21 protein-coding genes and 1 pseudogene are annotated in these 23,335 nt (G+C 39.6%); 9 read left to right on the forward strand and 13 right to left on the reverse strand.

Translation table 11 applies throughout. The annotated features are described in order from the left end of the window. The first annotated feature begins 2 nt into the window (after positions 1 to 2). Both VF06_RS21015 and VF06_RS21020 read left to right on the forward strand, forming a co-directional pair. Positions 3 to 305 carry a threonine dehydratase gene (locus VF06_RS21015; protein WP_099073163.1) on the forward strand — a complete coding sequence of 101 codons (303 nt, stop codon included), beginning with the start codon at positions 3 to 5 and terminating at the stop codon, positions 303 to 305. Between the two features lie 544 nt (positions 306 to 849). Further along, positions 850 to 2,337 carry an acyl-CoA synthetase gene (locus VF06_RS21020; protein ID WP_099071969.1) on the forward strand — a complete coding sequence of 496 codons (1,488 nt, stop codon included), beginning with the start codon at positions 850 to 852 and terminating at the stop codon, positions 2,335 to 2,337. Positions 2,338 to 2,381: 44 nt separating this feature from the next. Here VF06_RS21020 and VF06_RS21025 read toward each other — a convergent pair whose 3' ends face one another. Further along, complete coding sequence (locus tag VF06_RS21025) at positions 2,382 to 2,786, reverse strand: hypothetical protein (protein WP_099071970.1); 405 nt, start codon at positions 2,784 to 2,786, stop codon at positions 2,382 to 2,384. A 621-nt stretch (positions 2,787 to 3,407) separates the two neighbouring features. Next, positions 3,408 to 4,742, reverse strand: coding sequence for an NAD(P)/FAD-dependent oxidoreductase (locus tag VF06_RS21030; protein ID WP_099071971.1), 1,335 nt, complete (start codon positions 4,740 to 4,742; stop codon positions 3,408 to 3,410). Between the two features lie 252 nt (positions 4,743 to 4,994). Here VF06_RS21030 and VF06_RS21035 point away from each other — a divergent pair, with 252 nt between their 5' ends. Further along, the gene (locus tag VF06_RS21035; protein ID WP_099071972.1) at positions 4,995 to 5,291 is read left to right on the forward strand and encodes a hypothetical protein; all 297 of its coding nucleotides are present in this window, start codon (positions 4,995 to 4,997) and stop codon (positions 5,289 to 5,291) included. A 37-nt stretch (positions 5,292 to 5,328) separates the two neighbouring features. Here the strand turns inward: VF06_RS21035 and VF06_RS21040 are convergent, their stop codons facing one another. Both VF06_RS21040 and VF06_RS21045 read right to left on the reverse strand, forming a co-directional pair. Continuing rightward, the gene (locus VF06_RS21040) at positions 5,329 to 6,021 is read right to left on the reverse strand and encodes a class I SAM-dependent methyltransferase (protein ID WP_099071973.1); all 693 of its coding nucleotides are present in this window, start codon (positions 6,019 to 6,021) and stop codon (positions 5,329 to 5,331) included. An 81-nt stretch (positions 6,022 to 6,102) separates the two neighbouring features. Next, positions 6,103 to 7,230 (reverse strand): HlyD family secretion protein, encoded by a 1,128-nt coding sequence (locus VF06_RS21045; RefSeq protein ID WP_099071974.1) that lies wholly within the window; start codon positions 7,228 to 7,230, stop codon positions 6,103 to 6,105. Between the two features lie 226 nt (positions 7,231 to 7,456). Here VF06_RS21045 and VF06_RS39365 point away from each other — a divergent pair. Together VF06_RS39365 and VF06_RS21050 are read left to right on the forward strand one after the other, a co-directional pair. Next, a pseudogene (locus VF06_RS39365) lies at positions 7,457 to 7,618 on the forward strand (IS1380 family transposase); the annotation flags it as partial. A 394-nt stretch (positions 7,619 to 8,012) separates the two neighbouring features. Further along, complete coding sequence (locus VF06_RS21050) at positions 8,013 to 10,028, forward strand: calcium-binding protein (protein ID WP_099071975.1); 2,016 nt, start codon at positions 8,013 to 8,015, stop codon at positions 10,026 to 10,028. A gap of 230 nt (positions 10,029 to 10,258) precedes the next feature. Here VF06_RS21050 and VF06_RS43515 read toward each other — a convergent pair whose 3' ends face one another. From VF06_RS43515 to VF06_RS21075, 4 genes are all read right to left on the reverse strand, one after another. After that, positions 10,259 to 10,525: a transposase gene (locus tag VF06_RS43515; protein WP_143861792.1), complete on the reverse strand. Its 267-nt coding sequence runs from the start codon at positions 10,523 to 10,525 to the stop codon at positions 10,259 to 10,261. 87 nt (positions 10,526 to 10,612) lie between these two features. Beyond that, on the reverse strand, positions 10,613 to 11,350 hold the full coding sequence (locus tag VF06_RS21060; RefSeq protein WP_099071977.1) for a peptidoglycan-binding domain-containing protein: 738 nt from the start codon (positions 11,348 to 11,350) through the stop codon (positions 10,613 to 10,615). A 327-nt stretch (positions 11,351 to 11,677) separates the two neighbouring features. Next, entirely contained in the window at positions 11,678 to 12,088 is a 411-nt protein-coding gene (locus tag VF06_RS42125; RefSeq protein ID WP_218963855.1) for a hypothetical protein, read from the reverse strand. A gap of 131 nt (positions 12,089 to 12,219) precedes the next feature. Then, complete coding sequence (locus tag VF06_RS21075) at positions 12,220 to 13,449, reverse strand: TetR family transcriptional regulator (protein WP_099071978.1); 1,230 nt, start codon at positions 13,447 to 13,449, stop codon at positions 12,220 to 12,222. Between the two features lie 211 nt (positions 13,450 to 13,660). On the opposite strand from VF06_RS21075, the gene VF06_RS21080 reads away from it, so the two are divergent. The 3 genes from VF06_RS21080 to dusB all read left to right on the forward strand — a co-directional run bounded on the left by VF06_RS21080 (position 13,661) and on the right by dusB (position 16,848). Next, positions 13,661 to 14,530, forward strand: a complete 870-nt coding sequence (locus VF06_RS21080; protein ID WP_099071979.1) for an acyl-CoA desaturase — start codon at positions 13,661 to 13,663, stop codon at positions 14,528 to 14,530. Between the two features lie 320 nt (positions 14,531 to 14,850). Further along, the gene (locus VF06_RS21085; protein ID WP_099071980.1) at positions 14,851 to 15,693 is read left to right on the forward strand and encodes an Rpn family recombination-promoting nuclease/putative transposase; all 843 of its coding nucleotides are present in this window, start codon (positions 14,851 to 14,853) and stop codon (positions 15,691 to 15,693) included. Positions 15,694 to 15,795: 102 nt separating this feature from the next. Further along, positions 15,796 to 16,848 (forward strand): tRNA dihydrouridine synthase DusB, encoded by a 1,053-nt coding sequence (gene dusB / locus VF06_RS21090; protein ID WP_099071981.1) that lies wholly within the window; start codon positions 15,796 to 15,798, stop codon positions 16,846 to 16,848. Between the two features lie 172 nt (positions 16,849 to 17,020). On the opposite strand, the gene cydB is transcribed toward dusB, so the two are convergent. From cydB to VF06_RS21110, 4 genes are all read right to left on the reverse strand, one after another. Then, the gene (gene cydB, locus VF06_RS21095; RefSeq protein ID WP_099071982.1) at positions 17,021 to 18,034 is read right to left on the reverse strand and encodes a cytochrome d ubiquinol oxidase subunit II; all 1,014 of its coding nucleotides are present in this window, start codon (positions 18,032 to 18,034) and stop codon (positions 17,021 to 17,023) included. Between the two features lie 11 nt (positions 18,035 to 18,045). Then, the gene (locus VF06_RS42130) at positions 18,046 to 18,186 is read right to left on the reverse strand and encodes a hypothetical protein (protein WP_180267876.1); all 141 of its coding nucleotides are present in this window, start codon (positions 18,184 to 18,186) and stop codon (positions 18,046 to 18,048) included. A 13-nt stretch (positions 18,187 to 18,199) separates the two neighbouring features. Continuing rightward, entirely contained in the window at positions 18,200 to 19,645 is a 1,446-nt protein-coding gene (locus VF06_RS21105) for a cytochrome ubiquinol oxidase subunit I (protein ID WP_099071983.1), read from the reverse strand. Between the two features lie 564 nt (positions 19,646 to 20,209). Continuing rightward, on the reverse strand, positions 20,210 to 21,010 hold the full coding sequence (locus tag VF06_RS21110; RefSeq protein WP_099071985.1) for a DUF1838 family protein: 801 nt from the start codon (positions 21,008 to 21,010) through the stop codon (positions 20,210 to 20,212). A gap of 133 nt (positions 21,011 to 21,143) precedes the next feature. On the opposite strand from VF06_RS21110, the gene cpeY reads away from it, so the two are divergent. Then, positions 21,144 to 22,415, forward strand: a complete 1,272-nt coding sequence (gene cpeY, locus VF06_RS21115) for a C-phycoerythrin alpha-cysteine-82 phycoerythrobilin lyase CpeY (RefSeq protein ID WP_099071313.1) — start codon at positions 21,144 to 21,146, stop codon at positions 22,413 to 22,415. Between the two features lie 79 nt (positions 22,416 to 22,494). On the opposite strand, the gene VF06_RS21120 is transcribed toward cpeY, so the two are convergent. Further along, complete coding sequence (locus VF06_RS21120) at positions 22,495 to 23,280, reverse strand: FHA domain-containing protein (protein ID WP_099071314.1); 786 nt, start codon at positions 23,278 to 23,280, stop codon at positions 22,495 to 22,497. Positions 23,281 to 23,335 lie beyond the last annotated feature (55 nt).

Genomic DNA, 23,335 nt, shown 5'->3' on the forward strand with positions numbered 1-23,335 from the left:
CTATGCTTCCCTTAACTCAAATTCTTCGTAATTTCTTCCTTCGTTTGGAAGGTTTTTTATCTGTTGTTTTCAAACCTTTGTTGAATTTTCTCAAAAACTTCTTTGCCTTTTTTACCAAGGTGTTCGGATTAAATAGCTCTAATTATTTCTTGGAATCCGAACAGACGGGAGGTATAAATAAACAAGAAAATCAAACGGTTCAAAATACCACCCCTGAACCTCCCACCGTTACCCGCCGTCGTCCCAATACCAAAAAAATTGATGATTACTATATCAATATGGCGCGTGAGGTGAAAAACAACTAATTAGTTATGGAGGCGTGCAGCTGTACGCCTCTACATATATATCTGAATCAAAGATTTGCTCAAATCATATCAGCGACCAAGCCCTTCGGACAGGGAACAGGAAACTCTTAACAGGGAACAGCAAAAAAATCTGCCCGAATATTCGGTTTCAAACACCTCTGTTACGAAGTTCAGATCCAAGGAAGCCTTGGCTGTGACGAAAGCGCTAAATTTATTTATGAAAAAAATCAAAATATTTGAAACGAGATGGTGCAAGCCACGAAGTTTCAATGCGTCATTCTACAAATCAAGAGATTTTAATTATGGGGTATCGAACTGTTGCCTGTTGCCTATTCCCTGTTCCCTTTTAAAGATTACTATAATTATTTATCTAATTTATAAATAAAAAATATTTAAATTTTCTTGTGGGCTGAGCCTCTCACCCGCCCTGAAGCAAAGGTGTACTTTTGATTTTCCCGCAAGTAATAGTAATTTATTTATGAATAATTCTCATATCAAATTGCTATATGCTTTGATTAAAGCAACTCTAAATCAGTAAAAAAACGTGAATCTCTCATTAATTACTCGCGCTCAAGAACACAACGAAAAAATAGCGATCGTTACAACCCAAGGCGTTTTTACTTATCGAGATCTACTCTATACTTCAGGTCAAATTGCCACGAATCTTGTGGAAAATGCAGATGATTTACACGAGGAGCGAGTTGCTTTTCTCATCCCGCCGGGATTTGAGTATGTAGCAACTCAATGGGGAATTTGGCGTGCAGGTGGTGTAGCAGTACCTTTGTGTGTTTCCCACCCGCAACCAGAATTAGAGTATGTGATTAAAAATTGTGGAGCATCGATTATTATTGCCCATCCTGATTTTGAGGATACATTGCAAGCGATCGCCCAATCACAAAATTTGCGATTTATTCTCAGTTCACAAGCCCTACCATCTCATATTGGTAACCTCCCAGAAATAGATATCACCAGACGCGCCTTAATTCTCTACACCAGTGGTACAACCGGGAAACCCAAAGGTGTGGTTACAACCCATGAAAATATTCAAGCCCAAGTCACTAGCTTGGTTACCGCTTGGGAATGGACATCAAGCGATCGTATTTTACATGTACTGCCATTACATCATATTCATGGAATTGTCAATATATTAACTTGTGCTTTATGGGCTGGGGCACAATGTCACATGTTGAGTAAGTTTGATGCCGAAGTCGTGTGGAATCGAATTTCTGAAGGTGACTTGACTTTATTTATGGCAGTACCCACCATATATGTAAAGCTGATTGCTGCTTGGGAAAAGGTAAACAGCAAACAGCAAAAAAGTATGTCAGCAGGCTGTGAAAAAATGCGCCTGATGGTTTCTGGCTCAGCAGCTTTACCAGTTCAAGTTTTAGAAAAGTGGCAAACCATTAGCGGACATTTTCTCCTAGAGCGTTATGGGATGACGGAAACTGGGATGGTGCTATCAAATCCTTTACATGGTGAACGCTTACCAGGATATGTGGGAAAGCCTTTACCTCAGGTGGAAGTGAGATTAGTTGATGAAAATGGATTAGTTCCACCAGAAACCCCAGGAGAAATTCAAGTCAAAGGGCCGACAGTATTTTTAGAATATTGGGAAAATCCCCAAGCAAGCGCCAAAGCCTTCCAAAATGGTTGGTTTTGTACTGGAGATCTAGCCATACTTGAGAATGGCAACTATCGCATTTTGGGACGGATGAGTGTAGATATCATCAAAACCGGGGGATATAAAGTTTCAGCTTTGGAAATTGAAGAAGTCCTAAGAACCCATCCAGATATTCAAGAATGTGCAGTGGTGGGAATTGCAGACATAGAATGGGGTGAGCGAGTCTGTGCGGCATTATTATTGCAAGGCTCACAAACTTTGACATTAGAATCCCTCAGGAGTTGGGCAAAACAGCAATTGGCTGTCTATAAAGTGCCGACTCAAATTTTGATAGTTGAAGAATTACCGCGTAATGCAATGGGAAAAGTAACTAAGCCAAGTGTGATTGAGCTATTTCGGTCATCTTGAGCATAAAAGGGAACTGTTTACGAGCAACAGAAAATTCAGCTGATTCAATTGAGATCGTTAGGTGAAGATAATTGAATTACCTCAGTAAAACGTGAATATTTAACCACATCGGTAGGAGGATAATCTGCCGACACTGCAATTAGTCCAATTTTTATATCCTCGAAATAAATCACACCCCCAATACGTCGTTCAACTTGGAAGGGGCCATGAAATAAATGATATTTTGCAATGTAAATCGGCAGAAAGTTAGTAATCTTTACTGTTGTGCTAAACATTTGCTGACAAGTTTTCTGGATAACACTATCTAAATATTGATTAGATCTAGGCTCACCCAGTTGGGTAAATTCTGGATAATCCGCAAAATGATCCATATAAAATAACCAGATCTGGGACAAATCTGTTTCAATAGTCAGTTTTTGTTTGAGTTCTTGTAATCGGTCGATGTTCATAGTGTGAATATTAAGTAGATGGACATAAATAAATATAATATGTTCTGTCATTGCGAGCGAAGCGAAGCAATCCCAGAGACTTTGCGATTGCTTCGCTTCGCTCGCAATGACATCTTAGATTTAATCATGACTATCTACTTAATGAGGTGAAACGAACAGACAGCGCAATCTAATAAAAAATAACTTTACAATAAAAAACTGTAGCAATCCCAAATAATTTGTGAAATATTACATATTAGGGTTGTTGACTGTTGACTGTTAACCGTTGACGGGTAAAGGTTTTGTATTGTCCCCTTCCCCTTTAATCTTTTCCCTTTTCCCAACTCTTGCAAAAAGCACTTTTGCACCTTACTCCATGAGCTGCGCTCACAAGGAACAATAAAAATCAATATTCTCATGCCCAATGCCCTATGCCCTATGCCCTATTTTTAAGGCAGGCCTATTGGAGAGCCACTGCACCCTTGGGGGTAACGCCCGACTTGTTCGCCGGAAGCGTTCCTGTAGGGTAGCAAGTGGCCTGAGGGAAGCGGATTTTTCTTGTTTCCCCCTTTATCGGGGAAGACTAAGGGGGGAAACAATGCAATTAAAATTACAACCAATAACTTTTAAAACTCCTTCAACTTAGTTAGCAATTTGGGTTATGTTGTTAACAGTTTTTGCTTCTACATAAGCTTCTCTACCTGTAATTAATCTAGAGCGACGATTACGAGTAATGTAATTCCATGCCCACTGAAATACTACTAGTAATTTAGTGTCAAACTCGATTAAGAAGTAGATATGAACTATTAGCCAAAAGACCCAAGCCAGGAAACCTGTAAGTTTGAGGAAGCCTAAATCTACAATAGCTAAATTTTGTCCAATCATTGCCAAACTACCCACATGGTTGTAATGAAATGCTGGCAAAGTTTGACCCTGAAGACGTTTTTGGATGAGTTTAGCTACATACTCTCCTTGTTGTTTGGCTACGGGTGCAACGCCTGGTAGGGGGTTACCATCTTGATGGGAGAAGTTACCTAAATCTCCGACTACAAAAATGTTTTGATAACCCTTGATAGTCAAGTCTGGTTCTACAATTACACGTCCGGAGCGATCGCACTGTACACCTGTACGTTCTGCTAGGACTTTCGCCATTGCTGAACCTTGAACACCTGCTGCCCATAATATAGTTTTTGAGGCAATTGCTGTTACTTCATCACCTTGCTTGAAGGTGACTATATTATTTTCAATATTTGTCACCCTGGTGTTAGTTTGGATAATCACACCCAACTTTTCCAAGGATTTTGCTGCTACTTCTGATAAATCTGGTGAAATGTGTGGAAGAACGCGATCGGCTCCTTGTAATAGTAAAATTTTCGCTTCTGATGTGTTGATGTTGCGGAAATCTTCTTTGAGAGTTTTGTATGCCAATTCGGCGATCGCACCTGCTAATTCTACTCCTGTAGGGCCGCCACCCACAATCACAAAAGTCAACAAAGCACGGCGTTTTTCGGGATCGGTTTCTTTTTCTGCTGCTTCAAATGCTGAAAATATTCGTCGGCGCATTTCTATCGCATCTTCAACAGTTTTCAAGCCAGGAGCTAAATCTTTCCAGTTATCTTTACCAAAGTAAGAATGGTTAACACCTGTGGCAATAATTAATGTATCGTAAGGTATTGCTTTATCGCCCATGATTACTTGCTGTGCTTTGGGATCGATATCATTTACTTCTCCCAGCAATACTTGTGTATTCTTACTTTTGCTGAATACAGCTCGCAATGGTGAGGAAATATCAGCAGGTGATAGCGTACCTGTCGCTACTTGATATAAAAGCGGTTGAAATAGATGAAAGTTACGTTTATCAATTAGGGTAACATTCACATTAGCTTTTGCAAGATGCTTTGCTGTGTACAGTCCACCAAAGCCTCCACCAATGATTACAACCTGATGTTTTCCATGATTGTCAAGTGTAGCTACCATACGAAATATTTCCTTGTGTTAAGAGAGTTGTAACTTTTCTTAACAAAGTTGTAACAGCATTATGATGAAAGTTACCGCTTATTTGGAACAATTAAAAAAATCATAAAAGTAGCAAAAGTTATTAACTGAACCCTAAACAAGGCTCGTTCACCAGTCCCTTGCTATAAGTGGCGAGATTTAAATTTAGAACTTGGGTAGGATTTAAGAATTCTCAAGTGCTTTTATAAATGGGTGATACGGGAGATTGATGAAATGAATAAGATAATAGATTCGGATTTGCAAGGGACAGATGTAGAATTATTTCTGCAAGACATGACCATCGCTCAGGCAGAAACTTTAGTAGGGGGGTATTGTCAAGCTTATGATGGTTATCCCTGTGGTTATATCATCAATGTCACTGAAACTTTGAAAAAACCCAAAAATGCAGATGAAGATTCAAACCAGACTAATATTAGCAATCAAAAGATTAACACTATAGATAATTCTAGGAAAATTTATCTAAATGGGATGCCCATTAAAGGAAAAAGAAATATTCTCTTCATTTGCTGAATTAATGTTAATTAAAGTCTACCTTTGGAAACATCTTTTAAAGGCGATCGCCATATTGCCGTTCAAAAATAAATAAAATTGAAACTGGTTTTTTAGTCTTTGGGTGACAGGGTTCGATTAACTTCAGCAAACGATAATTTTTTTGATGAAACTCACAAATCCATGATTCAATTGTTCTAAAATACCAAGGAGCAGGATGAAATGACTCTAATCCGATTCCTTGCCAAGATGTTTGACGCCAGCCATCAGAGTATGGATAATCACCGCAAGCCATCAAAGGATGAAGTGTTTGAATGATTATTTTTCCCTTATCGACTAACAAACTTTCACCTGCCTGAGCTATCTCCGTCACAGCACATTCTCCAAGCAGTGAAAAATTGCAAATAAAGCAGTCAAACTGGTTAATATTGCCAAATTTCTGTGATGGCAAATCTGAGTAGGAAGATACAGCAAAACGCACATCACCAAGGCTTCGTGCTGATTCCACAAGTTCGGCAATGGCGTCAACTCCCCAGCCATCAAAACCGCGACGGAACAGTTCGCGGCACAACCATCCTTCTCCACATCCGATGTCTAAAAAGGTTTGCGGTTCAAGTTGAATCACAGCTTCTACAATTGCTTTATCTGTGACTAAAGCACGACTTTCAAGAAGTTGTTCGCGAACTACACGCGTCCATAGTTTGGCATTTAGTATCCATGAATGAAGAATTTGTTGTTCGTTTTTATCCATATTGAGCAATGTTATTTGCACCAACTACATAAAGTCCTTCTAACTGACTTCGTTTCACGAAAGCACTCAGGGAAATTATCATCACTGAGTGACTTCAGGGGGCAGTTTTATGCGTCCCAACATTCCTGGCATTAAATTTGTGGTTTTTTCAAGGGCTATTTTGGCAGTAAAACTACGACTGTTGGGGTTTGCAGAAGGAATAATTTGATTTACTTGTCCGCGCACAGAACCCTTAAGAGCATCTAGCTGCACTTGTACTTCATCTCCTTGTTTCACCAAAGACTTCATTGATTCGGGTACTACAACACTAAACAGCAAGCGATCGCTACTTTTCAATGTCACTAAAGGTTGTCCAAGACCTGCCACTGCACCTACTTTTGTATGTTTCTTAGTGACGACTCCAGCAAATGGAGCTTTAACAATGCTGCGGTTTAGATTAGCGATCGTTGGCTTTACTTCTGCTCGTGCTTGCTGGACTTGGGAACGCGCCTGCTTTACTCCTGCTCGTGCTTGCTGGACTTGGAAGTTTGCCTGTTTCACGGCAGTTTTGGCTTGCTCAATTTCCCCCTTGGCTTGTTCAATTCCAGCTTTTGCCTGTTGAATGCGAGCATCAATTAATGCCAGCTGTGTATTGGCTGTATCTAGTTGTAATTGGCTGACTGCACCTTCTTTTCGCAGCATAGCCATGCGTTGTTGATTTAACTGAGCGTCAGCTAGTTGTGCTTGTGCTTCCTGCAATTTGGCTTCGGCTTCTTGTTGATGAACCTTTGCTTGATTGAGTTGTGCTAAAGTTTGAGTCTCGTTTACTAGGGCTTGAGTTTCAGCCGCAGTGGCAACTGTTACACTTGCGTGGGCTTGGGAAATCACAGCCGATGTTTGATTGCGTTGTACCTGGATATCTTTGACATCAATAATGGCAATGATTTGACCTGCTTTAACTCTGTCGCCTTCTTGCACTGGCAAAGTTTTAATCTGTCCTATAACACGGCTAGTAGTTGTAACGGTTTCTACCGCTTCCAACGCACCATTCAAGGAGATTTTACCCAGACTTAATGGTTTCTTGCTCAGAGTCGTTTTTACTTCTACAGGTTTGATAGTGCTAGTTACAGTAGCAGTAGATTCCGCAGAAGTAGAAAAAAAGGATAACACAATAGCTCGCAAGCCTGTAATTCCTAAAAGGACTGCTAAAAAAAATATATCGTATTTCATTCGCTTACCTTTGCTGGGATACTAACCCAAGACGAATTGTGGGTGTAGGATTGAAAGTCATGGGTTAAATCCTCCAATCTGATGTGTAATTGACGCTTATTTTCAGATTGTCAGATAAAAGTAACACAAAGGCAACAGCTTGATCCCGGATTTCTCACCAACTCTGAAAAAGAAGTCAAAAACTGCAAAAATGTATATATGACAAGCATTTCAGCAGTTATAAACTATGACCAAAGCAGTAAGGCGATCGATACCAAAACAGTTCAGATTTGAGCAGCCAAAATTGCCTACAGTCGTAGTTAATTTCCAGGGTGGACAAGTAACATCAGATGCCGGGTTAAACTTAATTGCTGAAATAGACAGAAAACTACAAATCACATCACGCTTCTGAATTCTTCTTTAAATTAAGTAGGTGGACACAATTATTTAGAAGACGCATTTCGACTTCGCTCAATGCTCGGTAAGCTTATTCTAAGAGGGTTGAGCGCAGTCGAAACCCGGCGAGATCGAGTTAGGTTTAATTTAGTCCTTCTACTTATCTCCCCTAATTCTCCCCTTTTGTTTTCTAGTCTTAGAAATATCAAGAAATTAACGCAAAGAAATAAATAAATTAAATTTATCTGTTATTGATAACTCTAAATTACAGCGCTTTTGAGGTACATGAGGTACACCAATTTCAAGGATAGTTTTTAAACTTTGAATTGGAATCTGTTGCTGTACCTCATAAACATCGATATATCTATTTAACCGTAATCGAAACAATGATACCAGGAGAATAAATCATGGCTAAAAATTTGGGTTTTATCGACAAAGAGAATAATAATCTTGCTGAATTAGCGGTTAATTTAGGTTCAATAAAAGGGACTAATACAGGTACAGGAATTTTAACTAATCTTTCTTCCAATGCATCGACAAATGATATTGATTGGTATAGTTTTAAACTAGATAGTACAGCACCTGTCAACAGTTACATTGAACTGTCTTCGCCTGATGTTGTCAATATTAAGGCTACCTATGATGTGGTTTTATTCAAGTACAACGCTGCAACTGATAGCTATGACAGTGTGACTAGTTACCAATTACCTAATTACCCATTTACAGAGAGAATTGACCTCACTTCTTTACAAACTGGGACTTATTTTTTTGCTGTTGTTGGTGCTGCATACTATGGCAGTAGTGCCACTGGATTATATAATCTCAGAATTTCAATTCCCTCGCCTTCTTTGCCGGGTACGGTGATTAATGGCACTGATGTTAGCGAGAAATTGACTGGAGGAAATGAAGAAAATACTATCAATGGTAAAGCTGGTAACGATACCTTAATTGGTGGCGCAGGTGACGATACTCTCAATGGTGGAGATGGCAATGATATCTTGACTGGTGGGGCTGACAGCGATTTGCTTAATGGTGGAGCAGGTATTGATAAAGTAGTAGAATCGGGTGATTTAGCTAAATTTATTCTCACCAACGATCGCCTAATAGCCAATGGCGTTGATGTACTCCTTGGTATTGAACAAGCTCAACTCACTGGTGGTAATACCTGGAATATTCTAGACGCATCTGGATTTAGTTTAGGTTCAGTTACATTAGATGGTGGTGCTAGTGATGATTCATTATTAGGTGGTACTCAAAGCGATCGCCTCATTGGTGGCGATGGCTATGATTTCCTGGATGGTAAAGCCGGACAAGACATTCTCATTGGCGGTACTGGCGGAGATGCTTACGTTGTAGATAACGTTGGAGATGTAATTTCCGAAACATCCACTTCAACCTATGAATATGATAGAGTTCTGTCTTCTGTTACTTATACTTTAGGAGCAAATCTAGAAGAATTGACTCTTACGGGAACTGCTGCCATTAACGGTACAGGCAACGGTTTAAATAATAAGATTACTGGAAATAGTGCTAATAACACTCTCAACGGCGGAGCAGGATTTGACATCCTTGATGGTAAGGGAGGTGTTGATACTTTAATCGGCGGCTTAGGAGATGATAATTACATAGTTGATAATACTTTAGATGTAATTGTCGAAACCTCAACCACAGATTTTGATACAGTCGAATCTTCTGCTACATACACCTTGGCAGCCAATCTCGAAAATTTGCAACTCGTTGGTAGTGGCGGCAATATCAACGGCACAGGAAATAATCTCAAGAATCAAATTACAGGTAATAGTGCCAACAATATACTGAGTGGACTAGCAGGTAATGACGTTATTTATGGCCAAGAAGGAAACGACACCCTCAACGGTGGAGATGGAGATGATTACCTTTATGCCGGAGGAGGCAATGATGTAATTAACGGAGGAAATGGCAACGATTATCTTGATAGTATCACTGGCAAAGATATCTTCAATGGTGGGGCTGGAGAAGACTTTTTTGCAGATGACATAGACAACAATAATATTTACGTTTTCCAGTTTGGAGAATCTTCAGCTTTAGCTGCTGATGTAATAAGTGGTTTTTCCATTGGCAGCGATAAAATTGACTTACTTGCTGCAAATGGTACAGCTTTAGGAAAACCAGTCAGCTTAACTCGTGCAGCAGACAACTATTACTATGAAACGCAACTAGACCTAGTAAAACAGGTATTTATTGATGCTAACGGAAAACTGGCAGGTAACCAAGCTCTGGGTCTTAATAGTGCCGCTATAGTCCATAATGGTCTTGATTTATACCTAGTTGTCAACGATGGTATCGCAGGATTTCAAGCGAGTAGCGATTTGTTGATTGACTTACAAACTTATGGTACATTACCCGCTTTTGGCTCTGTACCAGTTGATACATTTTTCGTTTAATTTAACGTGAATTTAACTGTCTTGAAAATAGCGCAAAGTAAGTACTGGTGCGCCATTACGAACAGTACCAAGTTGAATCAATCGGTCTTTAACAGAATGGTTATATAGGACTCATATTTGATTTGGAGAAAAAACTCAGTACACCCATAAATTCTTTTTTTCCTGGTAAGAGTTACCTCCCTATCGCGCTTGCGCTGCGCGAACGCGCACCACACAAATATGTTCATTAATCAAATCGGATTCCTATAACTGAAAATCTTTAAGTATTTAATAGGTGCTTTGGCTTTTAAGCGAGTAATAAAATTAACTTGTTGGTTAATAAGTTGTTGCAAAAAATGGAAATGATAAAAACCTCTGTCAAGTAAAATCAGAGTTTTAGCAGGCAGTAAATTTAATAATGCTACTTCAAAATTAGTGTCCGATGCTGCTGGATTAGTGTGAAACCAAACTTCGATAGGTAAACGAGTTATCAAATCAAGAACTGTACAAATTTTTATGACTTTTCAAACATCCTCTAAATTAGATAAATAATTGTGGTGGTTAACAGTTAACAGTCAACCGTCAACCGTCAACCACTTATTTGTTTATTTTTTATTCCAGATAGCAATAAATTCTTTATAAATGGCTGGGGTTATCTGACTTTGTAAGTGATTAAGTGCATCACGATGATTGAAATTGTTTTCATCATAATAAGTAAATACATTTGTCAGCTTTACAAGTTCAGGATTTTGATCGTTTGTTCCTCTCCATTTATTAGTAACCTTTTGTAAAACATCCTTGGGGAGATTTTGTTGTAAGTTATTTAGGGCTGCAATATAAGAAGGATTTTTAGGGTTCTTTTTGAATTGCAAGCACAAGTCTATCAACTTGGTTTGAGGCTGAGGCTGGGGTTTATTTGGCGTCAGAGTTGGTTGCTGGAGAATTTGACGCTGTTCAACACTAGCAATACCATTTTCAGTTAAACCTTGAGATTTTTGAAATTTCTTTACTGCTTTATAAGTGGCTGGCCCATAAAAAGGCTGATCCGCAGGAATTTCAGTATTGGTTGCAAAACCGTGAAACTTCAATCTATTTTGAAGCCCTTTGATTATATCCTCTATTACTTCTCTAGTTTGTGCATCGGCGTTACCATTAACTACAAGTTTTTGTGGATACTGTTTTTGAAACTTTTTAATGGCTTCTTCGGTAGGATCGTCCGTTAAAGGGTTATTATTTCGCTTCCAAGGAGCAAATTGAGCATCGGGATTAGGATCGATTTCAGGAGCTAAATATCCCAGTCCAATTAATAAATGACGGATGGCTTGAGGACTATAAACAACCATGCTTTTGGTTCCTTCGCTACTAAATTTAAGTTTATGTATTAGAAATCTTGCAAAAATACTTTTGTAATAGAGGAGTGGAAAAAGAAAAAGGTTAAAGGGAAAAGGTTTTTTATCCTTTTCCCTACTTTTGCAAGAAGTCTATTGTATTTTACAAAAAAAATTAGGGGTACATAGTCCACCCCTACAAATTGTATTATTCCAAACATATGGTACCTCAGGAGAATCCACAAATTTTTGTATTTTTTATGACAGTGTAGCGAGGTGGGGGAGATGGGCTGACAGGTGTAGGTTTTTTACACTTAGGAGGAGTTAAAACAGTAGAAATCGTCAACAGGAGTAGAAGGGAAAGAACGAAGAGCGATGAAGTTGAATAGGAACATGGTTAAGTAAATTAGCAATCAGGGTTAACAATCCCTGGAGAAAACAACAGATATGACGTTGAGAGTGAAGGTTAAGAGGTTGAGAAAATACGATGTGGCGAGGAGGAAGTGTTTCTAGATTTGGGGGAGATAATTGATTTTCAGCTTCACCACCAAGCATGACCATCCAAAGAGTAGAAACTGCGATGCGATCGCTAACCAAAGACGTTCGATAAGTTCCTTGATGGTTAACTCGTAAAAATGGATGCCAGCCAGCATCGACAATTAGTTGATATAACCAGTCGGCATATAGTCCACGGTCAGCCGTGACTATCACTTGAAACCCATTGGAAATTACTCCCAGCAGCGGCCTGTCCATTGTTTGAGATACTCATTTTTCAGCATTTGAGTCTCATCCACACTCTGGTTTTCAACTTTTATTTTCTAGCTTTGAGAATGAACACTCACACCCTTGTAAAAAACCTACACCTGTCAGACCTCCCCACCTCCCTATCCCAATTTATTATCCAAACGAGTCGCTTGCTCTAGGGCGGCTTTTTCTTTGGCTCGACGGGCATAGGGTTGTAGTTGGGTGCGATCGCAACCTGTTAAAATACTCAAGTTTTCTAAGGTAATTCCCCGCATTAACATTTCTACTCGCCAAGTTTGTTGTGCTTGGACGATGACTGGCGGTTCTCCTTGGGGCGTTAGTAATCCTTGGCTCCATGTTTGCCAACGTGTCTGAAGTTCTGATTCAGAAATTGGTTTGCCTGTTTCATTAAGAAACATGGCTGTTTGATTGTCTTTACGGCTTTTCACCCATTTAATTAAAGGGTTGTTAGTGTAAGAGCCATAGCGTTTGCCTAAAATCCACTGGTTAACCGGTACTTGTCGCACAAGTCCGGGAATTGTAATTTGCAAGAAGTATCCTTGAGTATCGTAAATTTGGTGCGATCGCTCTAAGTTAATTATTTCTGTGGGCGATAACCCAGCACCAAATAACACGTAAGCTAAGGCATAATCTCGTAGTCCCCATTTTTTGGCTTGTTGCAAAATTATATGAACTAAATTAGCAGGCAAATCAGCTATTTCTGCGGCCATTACGCTTCCTTGTAAGGAATTAGTCGCTGATTCCCCTGAGGATGACATCGCCCCGTGTAAAAATAACTCTACTAAATTCTCTAAAAAATCATCCCGATCTTCCCAAAGTTCATGAAATTCACTAGTAAATTCAATTACGGCATATCCTAAAATCATCCCATTGAGCAAACTGGCTAATTTCTCTGCGGGTAGATAGGTGTTAAAGTGTCCTTGCTGGATGATGGTAGCTAAATACTGCGCCACATAACGGTTTGCCTCTGTTACACCCCTGCCTAAGGCACGGCGATTTTCTGCCGGGAATTGATCGGCTTCTCCCACCACAGAGCGAACAAACTCTGGTACTCGTTCTAAAGCATGTAAGCTATCACTTGCATAATCTTTGAGAGCTTGGTAAACATTACCCGGAGGAGTTGCCCGCCGCACCAGCGACTCACCTAAATTTTTGAAAGCTGCGGACTCTTCCAGCACAGCCAAAAGTAGTCCATGTTTATTGCCAAAATTGCGAAATAAAGTCACTTCGTTGACTTCAGCTTTTTCAGCTATTTGGCGGGTTGTGGTAGCACTAACTCCCTGAGTGGTAAATAACTCAAGTGCAGCTTGGATCAGTCGTTGACGAGTTGAAATCAGTTGAGAAGACATAGGAATATGCAAGTAGCACTTGCATCATGAGAAGAGTATTGCTAGGATAAAATGTAAGCGATACTTGCTTGAGTGTATCCTATCGGTTTGCTAGTTGCTAATGGGAAAAACCCCAAGATGACCCTAGCTCACTCTAACCATTTGGTGTATGTATTGGAAAAACCTTGGGAGAAAAGGCAAATCGCTGGATCGTCCATCAACAGGAATTTTTATGACCACAAATTTTGGAGCGCTCGGCAAAGACACCATCCCTGAGAAAGCAAATCCTCCTCAACTGAGTTGGAGTAACGTAGCATTTTTTACCACATTCCATGTCTTAGCACTTCTGGCTCCTTGGTTTTTTTCTTGGTCAGCATTAGGCTTGCTGATATTTCTCCACTGGTTATTTGGCAGTATTGGTATTTGCTTGGGATATCATAGACTGCTTAGCCATCGGAGTTTTCAAGTTCCCAAGTGGTTAGAATACATTATTGCCACCATTGGGGCCCTAGCTTTGCAAGGGGGGCCAATTTTTTGGGTGGGTGGACACCGCCAGCATCACGCCCACACCGAAGATATCAACCTAGACCCCTACTCTGCTCAACGAGGATTTTGGTGGAGTCACATGCTGTGGATTTTCTACCCGCGTCCAGAGTTTTTTGACTACGAAACCTATCAAAAGTATGCCCCAGATTTAGCAAGACAACCTTTCTATCGCTGGTTAGATCGTTATTTCCTACTGTTACAAATTCCCTTCGGGCTGCTGTTATATGCTTTAGGGGGGTGGTCTTTTGTCATCTACGGAATGTTTGTCAGATGCGTCTTGCTTTGGCACTCAACTTGGTTTGTCAACTCTGCATCACATTTGTGGGGTTATCGTACCTTTGATGCTAATGATGGCGCTCGTAATTTGTGGTGGGTATCCCTTGTCACCTACGGTGAAGGATGGCACAACAACCATCATACTTATCCCCACATGGCAAAATCTGGCTTATCTTGGTGGGAAATTGATATTACTTGGTGGAGTATCAAAGTTTTGCAGACTTTGGGTTTAGCCAAAAAAGTTGCCTCTCATCCTCCTCAAGGTGCAACTCGCGGTTAAATCAATTTGTATGCCGACGGCGCGATCGCGGTAGTCGGCTTATACCAATCTTGGATTTTAGATTTTGGATTAAAAACCAGACCTGCCTTAAAAATAGGGACTGGTAACTGGGAAAAAATTTGATATTATATCATGTCCGCTTGATTATTTATTAAATCCGAAAAACCCCAAACAGCCAAAGCGTAGCTTTGTCTTTGCTCTTCTTAGCAAGGGCAGGGGATTAAGGGGTGGGGTGCAATGGCTGTGGCATAACTAATTATCCGGACATGATATTACTACGATAAAATCACAAGACTGCAAATCTGCATAACACATCAAAAGTGAAAACTGACAGCATTTTTTACCGTCTTTTTCAAGAATTTCCTAGTATATTTTTTGAATTAATTGGCAACCCACCGCAAACCGCAGCAGGTTATCAATTCTCTTCAATAGAAATTAAACAAACTGCGTTCCGCATTGATGGTGTTTTTCTGCCAACCCAAGGAGAAGAAAACCCGATCTATTTTGTTGAAGTCCAATTTCAAACTGATACAGAAATTTATTCGCGGCTAATTTCAGAAATTTATTTGTACTTACGTCAAAATCAACCTAAAAATTCTTGGCGGGGAGTGGTTATCTATCCCAATCGCAGTTTAGATACAGCAGACATCAAGAATTACAGTGAACTTTTCGCTAGCCAGCGTATCAGTTGCATTTATCTTAACGAATTAGGTGAAACTGCATCATTGCCTGTTGGAATTGCTACGATGAAATTAGTAATCGATAATCAGGATACAGCAATTACAGCTGCCATACAGTTAATAGACAGAACCAGGCAAGAAATCAACATTGAACCACAACGGCGGCAGTTATTAGAATTAATAGAGACAATTTTGGTTTACAAGTTTCCAAGTATGAGTCGGGAGGAAATTGAAGGAATGTTTGGATTAAGTGATTTAAAACAAACACGAGTTTATCAAGAAGCAAAGCAAGAAGGGAAGCTAGAAGGGAAGCTAGAAGGGAAGCTAGAAGGGGTGCGTGAAGCAAAATTGAGAATGATTCCTTTATTGTTGAGGTTGGGATTGAGTTTTGAAGAAACAGCAAAAGAGTTAGGTTTGAATTTAGAAGAGGTACAGCAAGAAATCCAAAAACAATCTCCGTCTCAAGATGCTGAAACAATATAACTCAAGAGAAAATCTGAGAAGATGTAATTAACAAATCCAATAACCAGTCTTAAATATGCTGAAAATTTTCGGCATCGCAATTTTGAATCTTTAATTTATCGTATGATTTCCCTGTCTCCCATTCTCCAAGCTAGACTTTCTCAACCTTTAAAAATTGGTTCCTTCGAGGTCAAAAGCCGGGTTCTCCAGTCCCCTTTGTCTGGGGTCACAGATTTGGTATTTCGGCGCTTGGTGCGTCGTTATGCACCCGATTCCATGATGTACACCGAAATGGTCAATGCTACTGGGTTACATTATGTTAAACAATTGCCCAAAATCATGGAGGTAGACCCCAACGAACGCCCAATTAGCATTCAATTATTTGATTGTCGTCCAGATTTCCTTGCAGAAGCAGCAGTAAAGGCAGTTGCAGAAGGCGCTGATACTGTTGATATTAATATGGGTTGTCCGGTAAATAAAATCACCAAAAATGGAGGCGGTTCTTCTCTGTTGCGCCAACCAGAAGTTGCAGAAGCAATTGTACGAGAAGTGGTGAAAGCTGTGGATGTTCCTGTGACAGTGAAAACCCGTATTGGCTGGAATGACAAAGAAATTACTATTCTCGACTTTGCCAAGCGGATGGAAGATGCAGGGGCAACAATGATTACAGTACACGGTCGCACTCGTGCCCAAGGATACAATGGTAATGCGCGTTGGGAATGGATTGCCCGTGTCAAGGAAATACTTGCGATTCCAGTAATTGCCAATGGAGATATTTTTTCCATTGAGGCGGCGGTGAAATGTTTAGAACAAACCGGTGCTGATGGTGTGATGTGTTCCCGTGGAACTTTGGGTTATCCGTTTTTGGTGGGAGAAATCGATCATTTTCTCAAAACTGGAGAAATATTACCGCCGCCAACCCCAATCGAACGCTTGCAATGTGCCAGAGATCATTTACAAGCCTTGTGGGAATATAAAGGCGATCGCGGTGTTCGTCAAGCCCGCAAACACATGACTTGGTATGCTAAGGGCTTTGTCGGTGCTGCGGAATTACGAGGACAACTAAGTGTCATTGAAACCGTAGATCGCGGTTTAGAAATGATTGACCAAGCGATCGCTAAACTCACTAATGGTTATGAATTAGAAGAAGTAGACAATGATTTGGTCATGATTTAAAAAAAGTACTTCATAGGTTGTACATTTAATTCATCAAAATAGAGGCTTGCAAGTTTTGGGGTTTAAAGCTGTTGATGTAGTTAGGATTCAAAAAGTATTATTGGGTTTTAGTGTAGCGGTAGACCAATTGTTAGGTTGAGAAAATCAAAGCTAAGAATTCAGAATTCATACTTTATTCACCATAGCTACGTCCAGTTACTTTACCTCGAAAAACAATATATTGGTAAAGGTTATAAAACAGCATTACAGGAATAAGAAACCCAATAAAAATAATCATAATGACCAACGAACTCGCATCGGCAGACGCTTCATAGATAGTAATTTTATTAGGAATAATGTAAGGGAAAACAATTAATCCCAACCCAATAAAAGATAGTACAAACAACAAAATTGTCCAAACAAAAGGCGCTCTTTCTTGTTTGCGTTCTATACTCTTCAATAGTTGCCAAATCAACCAAACTCCCAACAAAGGAATGATGGCAAAAATATAAACTAAAGGTTGCTGAAACAAGCGTGAACGCGCATTCTCATAAATTATCGGTGTTGTAACTGTAATGAAAATTGCACCAATTAAAGTCGTCCAAGCAGCAATTTTGGCAGTTTTGTAATGAGTTTCCTGCAATTCCCCTGTAGTTTTCCAAATCAAATAAGTTGAACCAATTAATACATATCCTTGAATTAAAGTTAAAGCCACTAGCACCGATGGTATATTTAACCAGTCCCAAGTTTTGCCGATAAAGTGTCCCGTATCATCAACATTAATCCCCGCCAGCACAGCACCAAGGGCGAATCCTTGACCGAGTGCAGCAGTAAAACTCCCAGCACCAAAAGCGAAATTCCAAAACAATTTGCGGTTTGCTAATTCACGAAACTCAAACGCCACACCACGAAAAATAAACCCAAACACCATTAAAAAAATCGGAATGTATAAGGCATTCAAAATTGTGGCATAAGCTAAAGGAAACGCACCAAAAAGACCGCCTCCCATTAAAACTAGCCAAGTTTCATTAGCATCCCAAATATTGCTTAAACTGGTCATCAAAATGCTGCGCCGTTCTTCATCTGAAGAGGTCAGAGATAATATCCCCACCCCTAAATCAAATCCATCTAACATTACATAAAGGAATAGAAAAAGAGCTAAAATCACAAACCATACTTGCGGCAAAAAATACTCTAATGTTTCCATAATTTCTCCTATTAAATAAGGCTATGTGGTATGGGGGGGATAAGGGGATGGGGGGATGGGGAGAAAGAAGAATTACTCTCTCCCTCATCTCCCCATCTCCCCATCTCCCCATCTCCCCATCTCCCCACCTCCCCACCTCCCCACCTCCCCATTTTCAAACGAAATTCACTGCTGTGCTTCCACAGGACGTTCATCTGGAACAAACTCACCAGGAGTAGTATCTACTGCGGGTTTGCTAATTTCCACACCTGGAACTGGTAAGTCGAGGTTTGGCCCTCTGCGGAGAATACGGCTACCGAAGTACAAAACTGCGATAAATAAAAGGCTGTACACTGTGACAAAGCCAGTCAATGATATTAAAACATTGCTTGCGGGTAGACGGGAAGCGGCATCAACTGTGCGAATTTGGCCGTAGAGTGTCCAAGGTTGTCTACCAACACAGCGCACAATCCAGCCTGATTCTACGGCAATGTATCCCAAAGGAGCTGATAATATCCAAGCCCGCATTAACCACCGCTGTTGAGTAATGTTTTCTGCTGAGAGTTTACCGCGTAACCATTGCAGAGTACTCAATAACATTAATCCAGCAAAGAAAAACCCAATGGCAATCATTGTGCGGAAAGCGTAGTAAATTAAACCTACTAAATGAGGCCGATCCTCACTTTTCCACTCCTTCAAACCGCGCACTGGTTCGGAAAGGTTCTTTTTGAATTCCAGAATGTATCCCAGTGCGTTGGGAATGGTGATTTCCCAATCATTTTTCTCGGCTTTTTCATTGGGTATCGCCACAAGACTCCAATCTGCTGGCTGTCCCGCAGGTGAAGATTCCCATTGGGCTTCCATTGCTGCGAGTTTTGTGGGCTGATAATGATAGACTTGTTCGCCGCTCAAATGCCCGATGTATATTTGTAATGGGGCAACTGCAAAAGCAGCTGCTAAAGCAATCTTCAATGAACGGGAAAAGAAAGCAGGATGGCGTTGTTTGAGAATATACCAAGCACTAATTCCACCAATCACAAACAACGAAGTTTCTAGTGTGGCAAAGAACATGTGCAGCACACTATTAAGCATGAACGGATTTAAAATTGCTTGAAAATAATCGTGGACTATAAACTTCCCATTGACTAATTCCCCACCCGCCGGAGTTTGCATCCAAGAATTTGCCGTCAAAATCCATACGGTTGAGAGGTTAGCACCAACGGCAACTAAAATTGTTGAAAGATAATGAATAGTGGGATTCACACGTTCCCAGCCGAATAACATAATACCTAAAAAAGCAGCTTCCAACATGAATGCCCAGGAGGCTTCAAACCCAATGACACTACCAAAAAAATTGCCCGCAGCCTCCGAAAACGGTGCCCAATTTGTGCCAAATTGGAATTCCATCGGGATACCAGTTGCAACACCAATGCCAAAATTCAAGAGATAAAACTTAGACCAAAAGCGGGCATGGAGGTAGTAATCTGGGTTACGAGTCTTGAGCCATAGTCCCTCGACGATAACCAAATAAATTCCCATCCCTGTGGTCAACACAGGCCAAAGCATATGGAATATTGCAGTCAGCGCAAATTGCATCCGTGATAACACTACGGAATCCGATAAAAATTCCATGCTTGTATTCCTCTATTAAAATTCCTTGTATTTGTGCGTCTTAGTCCACATTAAATAGCCAAAATCATTTTGACATGTAGATTATCAAGCCATTCAATTTTAATTGTTAACTATTCAATATTAATTATTGAGAATTATTAAAAGATATATTAATACATCATAGTTAAAATAAATCTACCATTGGAAAGCAATGGAGAAAATTTATCTGTATTTTTTTCAGTAAACTTGATTCAATTAAAAAACATCTTTCTCTAGATAGGGAAGATTTTTAAATTATTTAAATTGTGAGTCAATTACTGATATGCGTCAAAAGACGGGATGTCAAAGTTGATAAGTAAGCTATTGGGCTTTAAGTTAGTTGATTGCTGACCGTTGACAGTTAACCGTCAACAATAGACTTCTAAGAGAAGTTGGGAAAAGGGGAAGGGGGGGCCCCCTCTGGGGATAAGGGGCAGGGGAAAGGGGGTGCATGTTTGGTATTTTCCCTTTCCCAATAAAGATGCATCCCTTTGACCACAAGAGTGCAAAAGTGCTTTTTGTACTCTTGTCTAATTAACAAAAAAATCAAGAGGTTTCTTCTAAGGGAAAAATATCTCCACGCAAGTAGGAATCAAAGTGTTTTTTAAAGTATTGAATACTTGTCATATTAGGTTCATCGCTTTCTGTAGGCGTGAATTCATAAATTGGAACTTTTTCTCTCACGAGTTTGACTAATTTAGCATCGAGTTGCTCAAAAGCATCAACTCTGAATATTGTGGTTTCAAATCTTAATTTAGCTGGATGACCATATCCTAATTTCATCCAAGGCATCCAAGGACAATCTCGTGCCCATTTAGCGGGAGGAACTTCTGTGACATCCGGTCGGCAGGCATTTGATATAAAATATTCAACTGCCTGAAATTTTTCTCCAGGGCAATAATCTAAGTATTTACTATCTCCTGCTAAAGGATGGGGATATTCTAAAGGAATTTCCATTACGGAGGTGAGATATGGCTTTCCTTTAGGTATGACAAATTTCTTTGGCTTGATTGAACCTTGAACAATTCTGTTAGCTATATGTACTACTGGCACTGATTGATTTGTTGTTGGCGATTGCCAAAAATGTAAAATTTCTTGAGTATTGGGTTCACAAAATAGACCTAATTCTCTATTGATGCGATATCCGACTTCACCATACTCAGAATCGGGTTTGATAAATACTTTTGTTGCATTCATCCCAATAATAGAGAACAATTTTTCTTTTGGCTTCTCTGGTGTTTCTTGCCACCAAATTTCTCCAGACCAATTGTAATAAAGTTGTAATCCATGATTTTTCCGATAAAAATCAAGATTATTAAGTTCGTAATCGTCTAAATAATCACTCATATTGATTTTGGATTTTAGATTGGACATTGGGCATTGGGCATTGGGCAAAAGAAAGATCCCTCCTTTTCCCTTTCCCCTTTCCCCTTTCCCCTTTCCCCTTTCCCCTTTCTTCTTCTCAGCAATTAACAAATCAATGGATAAACGATTTTTTAGCATTTTTGGACTAACAGAAGAACAAGCCATCGCCATTATCAATACACCTTTAGAACAACTTGAAGACGCTTCTGATAAATACATTGCTGTTTCCCATTTAATTAATTTCCCTACAAAACAATCCATTGCAGCTTTAATAAGGGCCATTGAAACCAGTAATCCGGCTGAGTTAGACCACCGTATTGTCCGACGCAAGGCTGTGGAAAGTTTGGGACGATTGCAAGCTGAATCAGCCTTACCTGTGATTCGTCAGTGCCTCAAAGATGATGATATTTATACTGTGGAAAATTCAGTATGGGCAATTGGCGAAATTGGGACTAAAGACCCGGAAATTCTGGAAGAAGTTGCACAATTACTGGATAAACCAGGTCAAATTTATCGAGTAATTATTCATACTTTAGCTCGTGCTAATTATCAACCATCTTTGGAACGTATACGTAAATTTACTGTAGTAGAGGACGAACCTACCCGTAGTGCAGCGATCGCTACAGTTTGTCGTTTTACGGGTGATTATTCCCAAATAACTGAGGTAATAGCATTGTTGCAGAGTTCCAATGTCAATGCACGACGCGGTTGTATTCAAGATTTAATTGATTCGCGCTATTACAAAGCTATTCCAGAAATCGCCCGTTGTCCTGTATCTTTGGTGTTCCGATTGCGAGGATTGCGGATGCTTTTAAATGCGGGAGTTCCAGCGGGTGAAATTACTTTTGCAGAAGTTCAACCTTATTTAGAACAAGTATTATACGATCGTCCCAAAGATATTGATTTAGTACATGAATATGATGTTACGCCTGTATTAAATTTTGTGATTGAAGAACTTTATCAAACTGATTTTGGGCGGTGTTATTTAGCAACAAAAACTTTACTTGATATCTATCACCAGGAAGCGCCAGCAGCACTTTTAGCGACTTATGCAGATAAAGCATATAACGATTATGGCGCTCATTATCATGTGATGAAACTATTGGGTTGGCTCAAATATATTCCTGCTTACGATTTGTTAGTGGAAAATTTGCACAATCGCGAACCCCAGTTTCAAAAATCTCGTGCTGCATGTGCCCTTGCTCTTGGTGAATTGGGGAACCCAAAAGCAATTCCTGAACTCAAAATTTGCCTAAATTCGCAAATTTGGGATTTGAAATATGCTTGTTTATTGGCGCTAGACCGCTTAGGAGACTCCTCTGGTCGAGAAATCGCCGCTCAAGATACTGACTGGTTAATTAGAGCCAAAGCAGAGAGTAATAATTAGTTAAAAATCAGAGAACTTTGAATTCGAGATTTGGGATTTGTGGAAAAATCAAAATCCCAAATCCAAGATTATTGATGGTTTATTTTCTCCTTAAATTTTGGAGCGATCGCAAATCATAATTCAATACTTTTCCTGTGTTTAATAATTGATATCCGGCAAATAATAATGCAAACGAACAGACAATACTCAAAAAGCTAGTTGAGACAAATACATTACCAGTCAGAGTTATAACTACAATTCCTAATGCTATTAAAATCCATCCTAAGTTGGGGTCTATCCGCCGCTGAGAAAGGATAAAAATACCGGAAATGCATAACAAAAAACCAGGAATTCCAAAAAATATCCCGACTCGAACATTTGTGATTAAAATTACGATTCCTGCAACCATCAAAGCAAAACCCATAAATTTGGTTGTGCCATTGACTGGAGTTTGCCTATTTAGAGGATCGATTTGAGTTGCTATTTCTGTGGGATTTAAAGGAGTAAAAATATTTTTTTGTTGTTCGATTTTCTTTTGAAAGATAAATGTGACTTTTTCTTCTTGCCCCAGGTTAATTTTATCTCCTAAATTTATTTGATAAGGCTTTCTCGGTTCTAACTTAACATTATTTACAAATGTTCCATTAGAACTACCTAAATCTTCAATAAAGTAATTATTAGCATGTATTTGAATTTGTGCGTGGTTTCGAGAAACTATATTCGCATCTGGTAAGCGGGAAACATCAATATTTGGCGTAATTTGATCGTTTGGTTTACCAATATGAAATACTACACAATTAGCTGGTAACTCAAAACCAGTATTGGTTTGAACGTGAAATAATTCTAAATTCAGCCCTATGGTATTTGATGTATTTAAGTTTGACATCGCTTGTTTTTTAAGCAGCAATTTCTCTAGTTTTTAAACTGTCAAATTGGCACGA

The sequence above is a fragment of the Nostoc linckia z4 genome, from assembly GCF_002608075.1.
GTDB lineage: Bacteria > Cyanobacteriota > Cyanobacteriia > Cyanobacteriales > Nostocaceae > Nostoc > Nostoc linckia.